Annotated in this window: 12 protein-coding genes; 4 read left to right on the top strand and 8 right to left on the bottom strand. The window is 48.9% G+C overall.

Going from position 1 to position 14,944, the window contains the following annotated elements; translation table 11 throughout:
* Positions 1–148 precede the first annotated feature (148 nt).
* The 3 genes from tig to DWY93_RS05180 form a co-directional block, all read right to left on the bottom strand.
* Positions 149–1,438, bottom strand: coding sequence for a trigger factor (gene tig / locus DWY93_RS05190; RefSeq protein ID WP_117471852.1), 1,290 nt, complete (start codon positions 1,436–1,438; stop codon positions 149–151).
* A gap of 395 nt (positions 1,439–1,833) precedes the next feature.
* On the bottom strand, positions 1,834–2,382 hold the full coding sequence (locus tag DWY93_RS05185) for a DJ-1 family glyoxalase III (protein WP_117471851.1): 549 nt from the start codon (positions 2,380–2,382) through the stop codon (positions 1,834–1,836).
* A 52-nt stretch (positions 2,383–2,434) separates the two neighbouring features.
* Positions 2,435–3,727, bottom strand: coding sequence for a DUF975 family protein (locus DWY93_RS05180; protein WP_117471850.1), 1,293 nt, complete (start codon positions 3,725–3,727; stop codon positions 2,435–2,437).
* Between the two features lie 239 nt (positions 3,728–3,966).
* Between DWY93_RS05180 and DWY93_RS05175 the strand changes: the two genes are divergently transcribed.
* Positions 3,967–4,419: a CYTH domain-containing protein gene (locus DWY93_RS05175; RefSeq protein WP_117471849.1), complete on the top strand. Its 453-nt coding sequence runs from the start codon at positions 3,967–3,969 to the stop codon at positions 4,417–4,419.
* 119 nt (positions 4,420–4,538) lie between these two features.
* Here DWY93_RS05175 and groL read toward each other — a convergent pair whose 3' ends face one another.
* Both groL and DWY93_RS05165 read right to left on the bottom strand, forming a co-directional pair.
* On the bottom strand, positions 4,539–6,164 hold the full coding sequence (gene groL, locus DWY93_RS05170; protein ID WP_117471848.1) for a chaperonin GroEL: 1,626 nt from the start codon (positions 6,162–6,164) through the stop codon (positions 4,539–4,541).
* A 119-nt stretch (positions 6,165–6,283) separates the two neighbouring features.
* The gene (locus DWY93_RS05165) at positions 6,284–6,568 is read right to left on the bottom strand and encodes a co-chaperone GroES (RefSeq protein ID WP_015554836.1); all 285 of its coding nucleotides are present in this window, start codon (positions 6,566–6,568) and stop codon (positions 6,284–6,286) included.
* A gap of 414 nt (positions 6,569–6,982) precedes the next feature.
* Here DWY93_RS05165 and DWY93_RS05160 point away from each other — a divergent pair, with 414 nt between their 5' ends.
* Both DWY93_RS05160 and DWY93_RS05155 read left to right on the top strand, forming a co-directional pair.
* Complete coding sequence (locus DWY93_RS05160; RefSeq protein WP_117471847.1) at positions 6,983–7,375, top strand: hypothetical protein; 393 nt, start codon at positions 6,983–6,985, stop codon at positions 7,373–7,375.
* Positions 7,372–8,139 (top strand): IclR family transcriptional regulator, encoded by a 768-nt coding sequence (locus DWY93_RS05155; RefSeq protein WP_015554838.1) that lies wholly within the window; start codon positions 7,372–7,374, stop codon positions 8,137–8,139. Before DWY93_RS05160 ends, DWY93_RS05155 begins: the two co-directional genes overlap by 4 nt.
* Positions 8,140–8,346: 207 nt before the next feature.
* Here the strand turns inward: DWY93_RS05155 and DWY93_RS05150 are convergent, their stop codons facing one another.
* The gene (locus DWY93_RS05150) at positions 8,347–9,747 is read right to left on the bottom strand and encodes a PLP-dependent aminotransferase family protein (RefSeq protein ID WP_343220980.1); all 1,401 of its coding nucleotides are present in this window, start codon (positions 9,745–9,747) and stop codon (positions 8,347–8,349) included.
* 48 nt (positions 9,748–9,795) lie between these two features.
* Entirely contained in the window at positions 9,796–11,484 is a 1,689-nt protein-coding gene (locus tag DWY93_RS05145; RefSeq protein ID WP_117469837.1) for a glutamine--tRNA ligase/YqeY domain fusion protein, read from the bottom strand.
* 341 nt (positions 11,485–11,825) lie between these two features.
* Here DWY93_RS05145 and DWY93_RS05140 point away from each other — a divergent pair, with 341 nt between their 5' ends.
* Positions 11,826–12,848: a sugar kinase gene (locus DWY93_RS05140; RefSeq protein ID WP_015554840.1), complete on the top strand. Its 1,023-nt coding sequence runs from the start codon at positions 11,826–11,828 to the stop codon at positions 12,846–12,848.
* A 215-nt stretch (positions 12,849–13,063) separates the two neighbouring features.
* On the opposite strand, the gene DWY93_RS05135 is transcribed toward DWY93_RS05140, so the two are convergent.
* Positions 13,064–14,926, bottom strand: coding sequence for a cadherin-like beta sandwich domain-containing protein (locus DWY93_RS05135; protein WP_117469838.1), 1,863 nt, complete (start codon positions 14,924–14,926; stop codon positions 13,064–13,066).
* Positions 14,927–14,944 lie beyond the last annotated feature (18 nt).

Here is a 14,944-nt window from a genome sequence, read left to right as displayed (position 1 = left end):
TTTTGGAACTATCCCTGTATAACCGATGAGGGATTGCCGCAGAAAAACTCTCCGCAGCAACCCCCTCTGTATGTGGTTTCTGATCCACTGTCGGACCGTTCCCCACCATGTTTTCCGTGCAGATTAGTCGTAAAGTATGTTGCTTTACTTAGTCAACGAACTTTGCCTCAGCTACAAGGAAGTCGATCGCTTTCTGTACAGCAAGGTCTTCTTTTAACTGTGCCATCTGCTCTTCACCGAACATACCCTTGATCTGTTCTTTATCCATCTTGAAGTCTGCAGCCATCTTGTCGAACTGCTCCTCAACTGCAACATCGTCAGCCTGGATGTTCTCAGCCTTTACAACTGCCTCGAGAACAAGTCTTGTCTGGATTCTCTTGATCGCCTGCGGCTTCATCTGCTCGCCGATCTTCTCAGCTGTCATGCCTGTGATCTCAACATACTGCTTGAAGGAGATACCCTGGCTCTCAAGTCTGCGCGCATAGTCGTTGACCATACCGTTAACCTGCTCCTCGACCATCTGATCCGGGATTTCCATTGTTGCGTTCTCGATAACTTTTGCAACAACCTTATCCTCGTCTGCTGTCTTAGCTGCTTCTACCTTCTCAGCCTGTAACTTCTCTGTAAGGTCCTTCTTGTACTCTTCCATTGTATCGAAATCAGATACTTCGCTTGCGAACTCATCGTTTGCTTCCGGAAGCTCTTTTCTCTGGATCTCTTTTACTTTTACTTTGAATACAGCCGGTTTGTTCTTTAACTCTTCTACATGGTACTCAGCCGGGAATGTTACGTTTACTTCGCACTCTTCGCCGGTCTTCTTGCCGATGAGCTGCTCCTCAAAGTTGTCGATGAATGTATGGGAACCGATCGTAAGCGGATAGTCCTCAGCCTTGCCGCCCTCGAATCTCTTTCCGTCTACGGAACCGTCGAAGTCGATCGTTACCTGATCTCCATCCTCGATACCTCTGTCCTCAACAGTGATAAGGCGGGAGTTTTTCTCTCTTGCGCGCTTGATCTCTGTCTCGATATCTTCCTCTGTAACCTCAGATTTTGTCTTCTGGACTTCTACGCCCTTGTACTCGCCAAGAGTAACTTCCGGCTTAACAGCTACAACTGCTGTGTAAACGAAAGCTTTGCCTTCCTCGATCTCCTCAATGGAAATAGACGGACGGGAAACGATCTCAAGACCGCTCTCTTTTGCAGCGTCCGGATAGCTTGCGTCGATCACTTCATCAACAGCATCCTCGTAGAATACGCCAACGCCGTACATTTTTTTGATCATGTTGAACGGAGCTTTTCCTTTTCTGAAGCCCGGGATATTGAATTTACCCTTATTCTTATTATAGGAGTGCTGTACAGCCTCCTCAAACTTTTCTGCCGGCACTTCAATTGTAAGTTTTGCCGTATTCTTCTCTAAATTCTCCACCTGTACGCTCATTTTATGAGTTCCTCCTTAAATATATCGATAGCGGGGAATAGAAATTTCCCGCCCGTATAATCTCGTAACTGCCGCTTTTTGGCGTTACACGTTTTCCGGCATTATGACCGCCGCTCAGCGAAAAATCCGCCCGCAGGCATCACTTCTCCGTCACGCGCACATAGCACCGCTTGGAATTATAACATAAGACGTTTGAAAAGACCAGACCTAAATTGTAAAAATTCCAGAAAAACACAGGGGTTTTACGGTTTTCCTTAATTTTTTCCAGGCGCAGACTGCCGTATCTGCTGTTCCTGACATTCTTTCAGCGGCCTGCCGCGCCAAAAAGGAATGCCCTGGTGCACCGGGCATTCCAAAACTTTCTGATGAATACCTGTATTTACACAAACATACGGCTATTTTATGTATTGGATCGCTACCTTGATCCTTTCAGCCTCTTCTTCGCTGACCAGGAGTTTGATAAGCTCTAAACCAAGGTCGATTGCCCAGCCCATACCGCGCCCGGTGCTGATCAGGCGGTCTGTGATGATGCCGTCACCTCTGCAGTCCGCGCCCTCCATCTTCGTCTCAAAGCCCGGATAGCATGTGGCGCGGTGGCCTTTCACGAGGCCAAGCTCCCCTAAGATACTCGGTGCCGCGCAGATCGCAGCCAGGCGTTTTCCTGCTGTCGCATGGGCTTTTAACATCTCTGCAAGTCCCTCATGCGCCTTCAGATTGTTCGTTCCGGCAAGTCCGCCCGGAAGGAACAATACGTCAGCATCGTCCGTGATTTCCTCGAACAGGCTGTCCGCCTCGATCTTAAATCCATGGGAACCTGTCACCATCTTTCTTCCCATGATGGATACAAGCTTCACATCCACCTTTGCTCTTCTCAAGCAATCACACACAGCCAGGCACTCTACCTCTTCCATGCCGTCTGCCACAAACGCGTATACTTTTGCCATTTAAAACTTCTCACCTTTCTTTGCCAATCTGCCTCCGGAAGTTTTCCAGAGGTTACTGCTCGCTTTTCTCATCATCCGTATACGAATAAAATTTTCCATTCAGATAATATCCGCGTCCCGGTCCACCTTCCGATTTTTTCACATCCGTTCCGCGGTCATTTGCAGCGGCCTGCCCTGAAACAGACGGATTGATGGTCTGCTCCGGTCCGTTGTACTTATATGTCTCCTTCGGCACATCACTCCAGCTGTCCGGAGCGCTGTTCTGGTTCTGTCCATTTCCATTTCCATAGAAACCATAACCACCGTAATTTCCACTTTCACCGACATCTCTCACACTGTCCGGCTCCACATACTGACCACCGTAACGCGCGTTATTCTGTACAAACGGTTCCCCTCCGAATCCATTCAGGCGTCCCGAATATGGTCCGCGAAGCACTGCGTAAAGCTCCGCAAAGGTTGCATCCACATATGGCTGAACGAAGAAGGTTCCGATACCGCAGAGCAGGGTTCCTAAAAGCTGCCATCCCAGGAAGGAAAGGCCGAGTACAAAGGCGTTCCATTTCTGTCCATCCATCATCTCTTTCGAGAGTCTTAAAACTTCCATCGTCTTCATATCCGGGTTTTCAGCAAGAATATATGGAACCATCAGATAGCAGTACTGGAAATAAACAGAAACAAAAGCTCCTATCGTAGCGCATATCATTACTGCCCAAAATACACTACCGATCCATTCAACACCATTAAACAAGATCACAAGAAATCCCAACAGACTGGCCAGGATCACAACACTCTCTGTGATCAGTCCCCGAAGGAACTGGGTCCCCACAAGCTTTAAATATCCGTTGGAAAATCCCCAGAAAAGTTTTCCAATGCCCGCCGACTGTCCCGTCACGCGGCTCTCCATATAAAATCTGTTTCGTCCGATCTCAAACAATGGCTGTACAAAAATTCCGATCACGACGGAAATGATCACAATAACGATCACAGCCCCCGCAAAAAGCCGGTAAAACAGGTTGCTCGCAACCATAGATCCGGCATTTCCGGCTCCCGGTCCGTAGGCATCACCAAGTCCCGGGACAAGCTCGATCCCGCTGGCAAGACCACTCCCAGTATTTCCGCTAAGACTTCCATCTCCTCCCAGTTCGCCAGGGATGAGACTACTCTGATCGGTCTGACTGTTTCCTGATTCATTCTGCTCCAGATAACTTGTAATCCTCTGGGTATTCGCGTTCGATCCGCCAAATCCACTGAGGATCGCAAAGATCAGGCTCACAAGAAACGCCGCCCAGTAATAACGGCTCAGACACATTTTCGCTCTGTCTTTTAATTCTGCCCTTGTCCACATACGCTGTTCCTCCTTCTGTTTTCATCATCAAAGTATGACCAGTTGCCAGATATTTTTCTTTTTCCTGTTGCTGTTCGGGGATTTTTCATTCATAAACAGCAACTTTTCTTACAATGATTGTACCATATTTGCAAATAAAAGACCTTACTTTTTCCTTGCAATATGGTATGATTTATTACAATATGTTACTGTTCCCGCCTTGCGCAGGCAGCAGCCGAAAATCCAGAAAGGACATAATTATGGAAATCGAACGCAAATTTCTTGTCATGACCCCGCCTGAAAACTATGAGTCTTTCCCCTGTCATGAAATCGAACAGGCCTACCTCTGCACAGAGCCGGTAATCCGGGTACGTAAGGAGGATGATACCTGCTACCTCACCTACAAATCCAAAGGACTTCTCGCCAGAGAGGAATATAATCTCCCACTGACAAAAGAAGCCTACACCCATCTTCTCACAAAAGCTGACGGAAATATTCTCACAAAAAAGCGCTACCTGATCCCGGTTCCGGGTCGTGAGGATCTCACTGTGGAATTCGATGTCTTCGAGGGAAAATTCGCCGGTCTCATGCTTGCGGAGATCGAGTTTACCTGCGAGGAGGATGCCAGAGAATTCCCGCCTCTCTCCTGGTTCGACCGGGATGTAACCTGGTCCGGGGAATACCAGAACAGCAGGCTCTCAAAAATGCCCTGAACTGTTCGTATTTTTATATGACAGGGAATTTCCTGTTACATGAAAAAGGCCACCGACGGCTCACAGAACCGCCGATGGCTTTATTAATTTTCCTAAAATTTTGCAGTTTCGGAGATGGATTACATCATTCCGCCCATTCCGCCTGCACCTGCCGGCATTGCCGGAGTCTCTTCTTTGATGTTTGCAACAACAGACTCTGTTGTAAGAAGTGTGGAAGCAACGCTTGTTGCGTTCTGTAATGCACTTCTTGTAACCTTAGCCGGATCAAGGATACCCGCTTTGATCATATCAACAAAAATCTCATTGTAAGCATCGAAGCCCTGGCCAACCGAGAGCTCTTTAACTTTGTTAACGATCACAGCGCCCTCAAGGCCTGCGTTGGATACGATATGGAATAACGGAGCTTCAAGAGCCTTTAAGATGATCTTTCCGCCTGTCTTCTCGTCGCCTTCCATCTCATTTACAACGGCTGCAACCTTCTCTGCTGCGTGAACATAAGCAGAACCGCCGCCTGCGATGATACCTTCCTCGACAGCTGCCTTCGTAGCTGCAAGAGCATCTTCCATACGGAGCTTTGCTTCCTTCATCTCTGTTTCAGTAGCAGCACCTACGCGGATAACTGCAACGCCGCCAGCGAGTTTCGCAAGTCTCTCCTGAAGTTTCTCTCTGTCGAAATCGGACTTTGTCTCTTCGATCTGGCCCTTGATCTGGGCAACTCTGTCAGCGATCTCTTTCTTGTCGCCGAGACCGTCAACGATGATGGTGTTCTCTTTCTGAACCTTAACGGATTTTGCACGGCCAAGCTGCTCCATTGTAGCATCCTTGAGGTCAAGACCAAGCTCATCGGAGATCACAGTACCGCCTGTTAAGATCGCGATATCCTTTAACATCTCTTTTCTTCTGTCGCCGTAGCCCGGTGCCTTAACACCTACAACGCTGAATGTACCTCTTAACTTGTTGACGATAAGAGTTGTGAGAGCCTCACCCTCGATATCTTCAGCGATGATAAGAAGCTTTGCGCCTGTCTTTACGATCTGCTCAAGGAGCGGAAGGATATCGTTGATGTTAGCGATCTTCTTGTCTGTGATCAGGATATACGGATCGTCAAGAGTTGCCTCCATCTTCTCCATATCTGTGCACATATATGCGGAAATGTATCCACGGTCGAACTGCATACCTTCTACAAGGTCAAGCTCTGTCTTCATTGTCTTGGACTCTTCGATGGTGATAACGCCGTCGTTTGTAACCTTCTCCATTGCGTCTGCAACCATCTCACCGACCTCATCGCTTGCTGCAGAGATTGCTGCAACTCTTGCGATCTGGTCTTTGCTGCTGATCGGCTCGCTCATCTCTGCGATTGCTTTGACAGCCTCGTCTGTGGCTTTCTTCATACCCTTTCTTAATACGATCGGGTTAGCGCCTGCAGCCAGGTTCTTCATACCTTCGTTTACCATCGCCTGTGCGAGAACGGTAGCTGTTGTTGTACCATCACCGGCAACATCGTTTGTCTTTGTGGCAACCTCTTTTAAGAGCTGTGCGCCCATGTTCTCAAACGGGTCTTCTAACTCGATCTCTTTCGCGATGGTAACACCATCGTTTGTGATCAGCGGAGCGCCGAAGGATTTATCGAGAACAACGTTTCTTCCTTTCGGTCCGATCGTTACGCGGACAGTATCAGCAAGTTTATTTACACCAGCTTCAAGAGCTTTTCTGGCTTCAACGCCATATTTAATTTCCTTAGCCATGTTAAAATTCCTCCAATCAAGATTTCCTGTAACCATTTTCCGGTTACTTCGTTCTGAATTCTGAATTTCAGACCGCCCTGAGCGCTTCGCACACGCGGTCCCGGATATAATTTCTCCGATTATTCGATCACTGCAAGGATATCATTCTGCTTAACGATGATATAATCCTCTTCCTCTACCTTTACTTCTGTTCCGGAGTACTTGGAGTAGATTACCTTATCGCCCGGTTTTACCTGCATCTTGATCTCTTTGCCGTCAACAACTCCACCAGGACCAACAGCGATCACTTCTGCCTGCTGCGGTTTTTCCTTTGCCTGACCCGGAAGAACGATACCGGATTTTGTGGTCTCTTCTGCAACTAACTGTTTTAAAACAACTCTGTCAAATAATGGTACTAATTTCATTACTGACTCCTCCTTGTCATTTTACAAGCTCTTGCGACTATCCTGTAATTTCAGTCACAATTCTTTTTCATTTTTATCTTCTTCAGTCTGACTCAGGTCTTTTCCCTGACCCCTCGTCACAAGTCATGTTATAGCACATGTTGTTAGCACTGTCAAGTCACGAGTGCTAATTATTTTATAAAAAATTTGTGAACCTCTCTGCGGGTCTGCATGCCGCTGTGCTGTCTAGTTCCCGTTTTCTGGTGAAATCCGGCAATTTACTTGAATAATTTATACATTTTTTTAACTTTTTTCATAATTATGTCTTTCATTTTCCCTGGAATTCGATTATGATTATAAATAGCAGACTGGCGGCTGCAGGCGGAATCCTCAGATTTTCGGAACCGCGTAATGCAGCGGAAAGGAGAATAAACCATGTCAAAAAAGAAATCAGGCCTTCTTATCGCATTTGGCGCGATGCTCGGCGGCGCAGTTGCGGCCGGTATCTCCTACTATCTGAAATTAAAATCCTTCAACGATGAGCTGGACCAGGATTTTCATGAATACGAGGAAGAGGAGACCCCTTCTGAGGAAACAGAAGAAAAGACGGAACCTGCTCCAGAGAGAACTTATATTACAATCAATTCCGGAAAAGACACAAACGCTGCGGATGATTCCGTAAAAAAAGAAGAGACTAAAGATTCCGAAGAGACGGCATGTCCGGAACCCACAGACGAAAAAGACTCTGCAAAAGAGGAAAACGTACCGGAAGAAAAAACATCCTCCGTTGTAGTTGAGGACGATACGGAGGAAGGAAAAACCGAATGATACAAAGTCTTCTCCGCTCCATGGAGCTATTGGAAGTCCTGAAAGAAAAAAACCGCAATTTCTCAATCGCGGAACTGGCGGAGGCGATGGATCTGCCCCCGAGCACGGTTCACCGGATTCTGCAGACATTCTGTGAGAAGAAATATGTGATCCGCGACGACAGATCCCACACCTACCGTCTTGGCCCGGCGCTGATTCCTCTGGGAAAAGCCGCTGCAAGAGGGATCCGTCTCCAGGATGCCGCCCACGGTATCCTGGCACAGCTGGCAAAACAGACAAAAGAAGACGCATACCTCGTAATTCCAGTGGGAAATAAGGGACTTGTGATTGAAAAGGTAGATGGTCCGAGCCACTTAAAAGTTGTTGAAGAGTTCGGATATGAGATGTATATGCACTGCGGCGCGATCCGCAAGGTCCTCCTCGCATGGCAGACACCGGCCTTCATCGACGAATACTTCAAAAACATTATTCTCCACGATCAGGCTTTCCCTCATGTCCGCCCGGATGACCTGCGCGAGGAATTAAAAAAGATCCGCCAGGATGGCTACGCCATCACTCACGGAGAGTATGTCACCGACGCCCTTGGAATCGGGGCACCGGTCTTCAACTCCGACGGTGAACTCGCCGGTTCCATTGGAATCATCGCCCCGGAGATCCGGGTCGATACTCCGGAGTTTCTTGACACCCAGAAAGATCTCGTACAGTTCTACGCATCATCCCTCTCCGCTGATCTCGGATATGAGAAGCATGATGTGTTCCAGTAAACGGAATCAATCCTTGGGATACGCATTTTCGGATGCGTATCCCGTTTTTTTGCGCTTTGTTCCCATGCACGCCTGGTCACAAGCATATGCCCTGTCCCAATCTCTCCCCAGTGCAGCTGTCTGTAAAACCTAATCTTGACTTAAGTCCGAAAAAAGCTGGCGCGCGTCTTTGCATACCAGCTTTCTTCTATCCAATCCGCTTATTCTTTACTCAAGAGCTTTCCGTAAAAGGTCTACTCCTTTTCGGATTTCCTCCTCCGTGAGTCCTGCATATCCGAGAACGATCGTACTCATCTCCTTCGCCTGCGCTCTCTCCATATAGAACCCGGAAAGTCCGTAGACGCGGACCTTTTTTTCTGCTGCTTTTTCTAAAAGCTGCTGTTCCGGCTCCTTCTTCCTGTCTTTTAAGAGCACATGAAGTCCCGCGAATTCTCCTGTGATCTCAAACCGCTTTTCCAGCGGCTTTAATTCCCCTAAAAGCACGTCATGTTTTCCCTTATAGATCTCGCGCATCCTGTTCAGATGGCGCTCAAAATATCCGCCGGAAATAAATTTCGCCAGGATCCTCTGGTCGACCCTGGACACGGTGGAGGAATAAAATCTTCCTTTCGCCAGGTATACCGACAGCAGCGCCTCCGGCAGCACCATATATCCCACACGGATTGCCGGAGCAATGGCCTTCGAGAATGTTCCCATGTAAATGACACATCCGTTCTGGTCCATCCCCTGAAGTGCCGGGATCGGTTTTCCCTTGTAACGGAATTCACTGTCATAGTCATCCTCGATCAGGTATCTTCCGGGCTGCTCTCCCGCCCAGAAAAGGAGCTCCTGTCTTCTTCTCACCGGCATTACGGTTCCTGTCGGGAACTGGTGGGACGGCATCACATAGGCTGCCTGTACATCCTGCCCCTCAAGTTCCTTCACGCAGAATCCATTCTTATCGATCCCCACCGGCAGTACCTTATGTCCCACACCGGATAGCACCCGGTATGCCTGGCGGTAGGTGGGATTCTCCATGGCGATCACCGCGTCCCTTCCGATGATCTGGGAAAGCAGCATCAGAAGATATTCGTTTCCCGCGCCAATGATGATCTGGGAAACATCGCAGTTTACGCCGCGGGCTGCATGGAGATACTCCCGGATCGCCTCCCTGAGGATCAGATCTCCCTGGGGCTCTCCCTTCAAAAACAGCTCCCGGTCCTCTTCTTTTAAGACCGAGCGGCTGATCTTTCTCCAGGTCGCATAGGGAAATCCTTCCAGATCGATGCCTCTGGGAGAAAAATCGACTTCAAATTTTTCACGAAAAAGCTGCCCCCGGACACTTTCCTTTTCCATGCCCAAAGACAGCTCTTTTTTCTGATCCGGCCGGGCAGCAACAGACTGCGCCACCGGCGGAAAGATTCCGTCCAGTGACGCCGCAAAATAGCCTTTTCTCGGAACCGCCTCAAGGTAGCCCTCGGACACCAGCTGCTCGTAGGCGAGCTGCGTTGTGCTCCGGCTGACCTTCAGGCTCTTCGCAAGCTCCCTGGATGAAGGGAGCTGCTTTTCCGGCCTGATATTGCCCTTTCGGATCTCATCTTTGATATACTGATAGATCTGTTCGTACAAGGGTCTCCCCCCCTGTACGTTTAACGGTACGATCAATTCCATAAATCTTTATTTCGGAAGCTTGAAGGAGCTCTTTAAGGAAACGATACGGTTGTATACCGGCTGTCCTTCCTTGCTGTCCTTGCAGTCTACGCAGTAGTAACCGTTTCTCATGAACTGGAAGCTGTCGTATGGCTTAGCTGCCATGAGTTTTGGCTCTACATAGGCAGTTGTGATTGTCTTGGAGTTCGGATTTAAGTTCAAGGTTCCGTCAGCGTTCAGCTTGCCTTTTTCCTCATCAACGATATTCTCGTAGAGACGGCACTCTACTTTTCCGGCTGTCGGAGCGGATACCCAGTGGATCGTTCCTTTTACCTTTCTGCCGGTAAAGCCGGAACCGCTCTTTGTCTCCGGATCGTATGTGCAGTGGATCTCTGTCACATTTCCGTTCTCGTCCTTCTCGAAGCCTGTACATGTCACGAAGTATGCGCCCATGAGACGTACTTCGTTGCCCGGGAAGAGGCGGAAATACTTCTTCGGCGGATTCTCCATGAAGTCCTCACGCTCGATATAGAGTTCTCTGGAGAACGGAACCTCACGCTCGCCCATCTCCGGATTCTCAAGGTTATTCGGGATGCTCAACATCTCTGTCTGTCCTTCCGGATAGTTGTCAATGATCAGCTTTACCGGATCAAGGACAGCCATCATTCTCGGACGTTTTAACTTCAGATCCTCACGGATACAGTACTCCAGCATCGCGTAGTCTACGGAGCTGTTTGCCTTGGAAACGCCCACGAGTTCTACGAACATTCTCAGAGCTTCCGGTGTGTATCCTCTTCTTCTGAGGGCTGCGATCGTTACAAGACGCGGGTCATCCCAGCCGTCTACGATTCCATCCTCAACGAGCTTCTTAATATAACGCTTACCCGTTACCACGTTTGTCAGGTACATCTTCGCAAACTCGATCTGGCGCGGCGGGTTCTCGAACTCGCACTCTCTTACGACCCAGTCGTAGAGCGGTCTGTGATCCTCAAACTCCAGTGTACAGATCGAATGGGTAATGCGCTCAACCGCATCCTCGATCGGATGAGCGAAGTCGTACATCGGGTAGATGCACCACTTGTCACCGGTATTGTGGTGTGTCATGTGAGCAACACGGTAGATAACCGGATCACGCATGTTGATATTCGGAGATGCCATATCGATCTTCGCGCGGAGAACCTTCTCTCCGTCCTTGTACATGCCGTTCTTCATGTTCTCAAATAACTGGAGGTTTTCCTCGACAGAACGGTCACGGTACGGGCTGTTCTTACCAGGTGTTGTGAAGTCACCACGGTATTCCTTGATCTGATCAGCAGAGAGATCACAGACGAAAGCTTTTCCCTTTTTAATTAACTTTACAGCGCACTCGTACATCGTATCGAAGTAGTCGGAAGCAAAGAACAGTCTGTCCTCAAAGTCAGCTCCGAGCCACTTTACATCCTCCGTGATGGAGTGCACGAACTCCGTCTTCTCCTTCGTCGGGTTCGTATCATCAAAACGAAGATTGAACTTTCCGCCGTACTCTTTTGCGAGACCGGAGTTCAAGATGATCGATTTTGCATGTCCGATATGAAGGTAGCCGTTTGGCTCCGGTGGAAACCGGGTCTGGACATGGTCATATACTCCTTCCGCAAGATCTTTATCGATTTCCTGCTCGATAAAGTTTTTGGAAACTACTTCTTTTGTTTCCTCAGCCGGTGTCATATTCTCAGCCATATCAATTCCTCCATTTCGTTTTTCAATAACATGCCCGTACATCTTTCTTCTATTATTTTAACTCCTGCCATTTTCCAGCAGGACCAGATATCGAACTGTTATATATAATATTTAATACTATCACACTTTTCCGAAGAATTAAAGGGGAAATTTCACATGTTTTTCTCATGTTTCCATCAAATTGATTCCTGCATCTGCATTCCGGTCGGTTCTTTCAGTTTTCTTGAAAATTATAGGCAAAAAACACTGAAAATCCTTTGACGAATTCCGTTTCTGGGATTATACTGTGAATATAGTATGCTAAAAATTTCACAAAACATATAGAACCCGGAGGAAATGATATGGATAAGAATTCTTTCGATCTGATCACATTTGGCGAGATTATGCTGCGTCTCTCCCCGCCGCGTCATGCCCGCATCGTCGATGGCGATATTTTTGAAAAACGTGCCGGCGGAGCAGAACTCAACGTTGCTTCCGGCGTTGCCCTTTTGGGACTTCGTACCGGTATCGTTTCCAAGCTTCCGCAGAATGAGCTCGGAACTTTTATCAAGAACAGGATCCGTTTTGTCGGAGTATCCGATGACTATCTGGTCTACGATGATACGCCGGACGCAAGACTCGGTCTCTACTACTACGAGATGGGCGCCGCTCCGAGAAAGCCTACGATCGTGTATGACCGCCACCAGGCTTCCGTCACAAGGATCAAGATGAGCGAAATCCCGGAGGACATCTACCACTCCGCGAGAATGTTCCACACAAGCGGAATCTCTCTGGCTCTCTGCCAGAACATGCAGAATGTCGCTGTGGAGCTGATCCGAAGGTTCAAATCTGCCGGAGCTACGATCTCCTTCGACGTAAACTACCGTGCGAACTTATGGGGTGAGGAGGAAGCGAGAAAAACCATCGAGGAGATCCTTCCGTTAGTCGATGTTCTCTTCGTATCTGAGGAGACAAGCCGCCGCATGTTCAAGAAGACCGGTGACCTGAAGGATATCATGAAGAGCTATGCCACTGATTACGGCGTAAAGATCGTTGCCACCACCCAGCGCACGGTCATCAGTCCAAGAAAACACAACTTCACCTCCATCGTCTACGATGCCCGCTCCGATAAATTTTACACGGAAGCGCCGTACAACGATATCGATGTGATCGACCGCATCGGTTCCGGTGATGCCTATGTCGCCGGTGTTCTCTTCGGTCTCTTAAAATATGGAGATCCGGAAAAGGCCATGCAGTTCGGAAACGCCACATCCAGCGTCAAGAACACCGTTCCGGGCGACCTCCCGTCCTCTGACTTCAAGGAAATCGACCGGATCATCCATGAGCATCATTCCACAGGACCTGTCAGTGAGATGAACCGGTAATTACAAATTTGCTCCGTATGAGAGAAAAGGTCTGAGTTTCAGCAGAAATCAGACCTTTTTCTTTTTCATCCAAATTTTTCTTTTTAAATCGATCTGATATACCGTTCTGATGCCGCCGAAAAATTGTTGCCAATAGTTTGTTTCGAGTACGCGACAACCGAAAAATGCCGTGAGAAGATTGCTTTTACCTCTCACGGCATTTTTATTATACTCTTTTACAGATCCAGATCGATAAACTCGAAGTCATCGTCATCCTCGTTCCTCTTCTCAGCCGGTGCCGCTTTCGGCGCTGCCTTCGCGGCCTCCTTCGCGAGGTTCTTTGACAGATCTTTTTCCATATCCGCCACATTCTTTCTCACCGGTCTCTCCGGAGTGTCTGTTCTCTCTGGAACATTCTCTGTCCTCACAGCTTCCCGTCTCTTCGCTGCCGGCCGGCATGTCTCGGCTGCCTCCGGTCTTCTTCGCGGGATCTGGATTTCTTCCTCTTCCTCATCGAAAAGTTCTTCCCGGCGGGCAGCCGGTCTGGACGCAGTTCTTCTCTCCGGCGCTTTCGCGGACTTTCCAGTCTTCTGAGCCTTTTTCGGCTCAGACTTTCTGTTTTTCCGTCCACCCTCGTAGTCACCGTAATCGTCATCATATCCGTCACGGTCCGGATTCTTCGGTGCCTTCGGCTTTCTGAGTAAGAGAACGATAATGATGATCACTAAGAGAATACTGAGTGCAAAAAGTCCGATCACGAACATTCCGCGGATCTCGTAATCCTTAAGCAGACTGTTGTAATCCTCAGCAACCTTTAAGTACTTGCTTCGGGCATCCGCTGCGTCCGTATCCTGGAAATAACGCTGAAGTGTCATCTCTTTCTGATCGTATCGGTAGAAACCTTCCTCACCATTCTCGTTGCGTCCGTAAACGACACAGTACTCCGGTGCAGAATCTCCGCTGTCTTTCCAGATCCAGCCGTGGACTGTGTGATCTCCAATATCGATGGTGCACTCAGCAAAACCGTCCGGGAGCGCTGTTCCCTCCGGGATGCACTCAGGCGGAAGCACTACGACTGTCTTCTCTGCCATCTTCACGACTACATAAGCGGATAAAGCACCGGTCTCGCTGTTGTATACAAAGAAGTCCCCGTTGCCGGAATCATCTGTCATGTAAAGCAAGGTCATTCCAGAGTCATCTGTAGCTGCCTTTACAGTTCTGCCCTCATACTCGATCTCCGTCGCTGTAAATCCAGACGGAAGTTCAGAATCATCAAAGGTATCCGCAACAGTCCAGTTGCCGTCCTCACCGACGACTCCTGCGTTCGTCTCTGCGGAATCCGAGTCTGTCTCACCGGCGGAAGCTGCCGCGTCGTCAGACTTTGTGACAACAATGGTGTAGGTCTTTGTTGTCTCCCCATCCTCCGCTGTTACGGTACAGGTGATAGTGTTCTCTCCGTCCTGGAGATCATCATTTCCGCTGACAGCCACCTTCGCGCCGCCGTCCTTTGCCGGCGCACTGACCGTGATGGATGTCACATCACTGGGAACTGCAGCGGTATACTCGGTCACATCCGCGGCGAACGCAGGTTTTAAAGTACCCGGTGAGATCGTGAGGGACGCTAAGGACGCGTCCTTGGAAGAAGTATCCGCCGCATTGATCTTTACGGAAGAGCTTCCAATATGGTCGAGAGTCACTGCTTTGGAGTCGGCATCGTAAACTTCCTGGGATTTCACCGTGATAGAGGAAGTTCCAGCCTTTAAGGCATTAAATTTTAATGTAAAGCTGAACGTCTTCTGGTCCGCAGCCTCCGCAGAACCGATGACGCGGACAGATCCTGCTCCGCCATTGGAGTTCGTACCGCTGACAAATTCAAGGGCATCCGCATCATACTGAAGCATCACATCGGAGGAACCGAGTGCTGCGTCCGCGGCAATCTTCATCGTGACGGATATCTGGTCTCCCACCGAAGCGGTCGGGTCGGAAAACGAAAGTTTTCCGCTGGCCGCAAATGAAACCACCACGCCAGCCGGTAGCAGCATGACCATCAGCGCGAACGCCAACAGCCCCGCCGCCAGTTTTTTCATGTATTTATTCATATTTCTTTATCTCCTATT

The sequence above is a fragment of the Clostridium sp. AF28-12 genome (assembly GCF_003435225.1).
In the GTDB taxonomy this organism is placed as follows: domain Bacteria; phylum Bacillota; class Clostridia; order Lachnospirales; family Lachnospiraceae; genus Pilosibacter; species Pilosibacter fragilis.
Note: the sequence above shows the minus strand (reverse complement) of the source record. Positions and strands in the feature narration are given on the sequence as shown.

Coding starts and splice junctions, on each gene's coding strand:
- DWY93_RS05185 (WP_117471851.1), bottom strand. CDS start 2,382: ATGGCAAAAGTATACGCGTTTGTGGCAGACGGCATGGAAGAGGTAGAG.
- groL (WP_117471848.1), bottom strand. CDS start 6,164: ATGGCTAAGGAAATTAAATATGGCGTTGAAGCCAGAAAAGCTCTTGAA.
- DWY93_RS05145 (WP_117469837.1), bottom strand. CDS start 11,484: ATGGCTGAGAATATGACACCGGCTGAGGAAACAAAAGAAGTAGTTTCC.
- DWY93_RS05180 (WP_117471850.1), bottom strand. CDS start 3,727: ATGTGGACAAGGGCAGAATTAAAAGACAGAGCGAAAATGTGTCTGAGC.
- DWY93_RS05135 (WP_117469838.1), bottom strand. CDS start 14,926: ATGAATAAATACATGAAAAAACTGGCGGCGGGGCTGTTGGCGTTCGCG.
- tig (WP_117471852.1), bottom strand. CDS start 1,438: ATGAGCGTACAGGTGGAGAATTTAGAGAAGAATACGGCAAAACTTACA.
- DWY93_RS05160 (WP_117471847.1), top strand. CDS start 6,983: ATGTCAAAAAAGAAATCAGGCCTTCTTATCGCATTTGGCGCGATGCTC.
- DWY93_RS05140 (WP_015554840.1), top strand. CDS start 11,826: ATGGATAAGAATTCTTTCGATCTGATCACATTTGGCGAGATTATGCTG.
- DWY93_RS05175 (WP_117471849.1), top strand. CDS start 3,967: ATGGAAATCGAACGCAAATTTCTTGTCATGACCCCGCCTGAAAACTAT.
- DWY93_RS05165 (WP_015554836.1), bottom strand. CDS start 6,568: ATGAAATTAGTACCATTATTTGACAGAGTTGTTTTAAAACAGTTAGTT.
- DWY93_RS05155 (WP_015554838.1), top strand. CDS start 7,372: ATGATACAAAGTCTTCTCCGCTCCATGGAGCTATTGGAAGTCCTGAAA.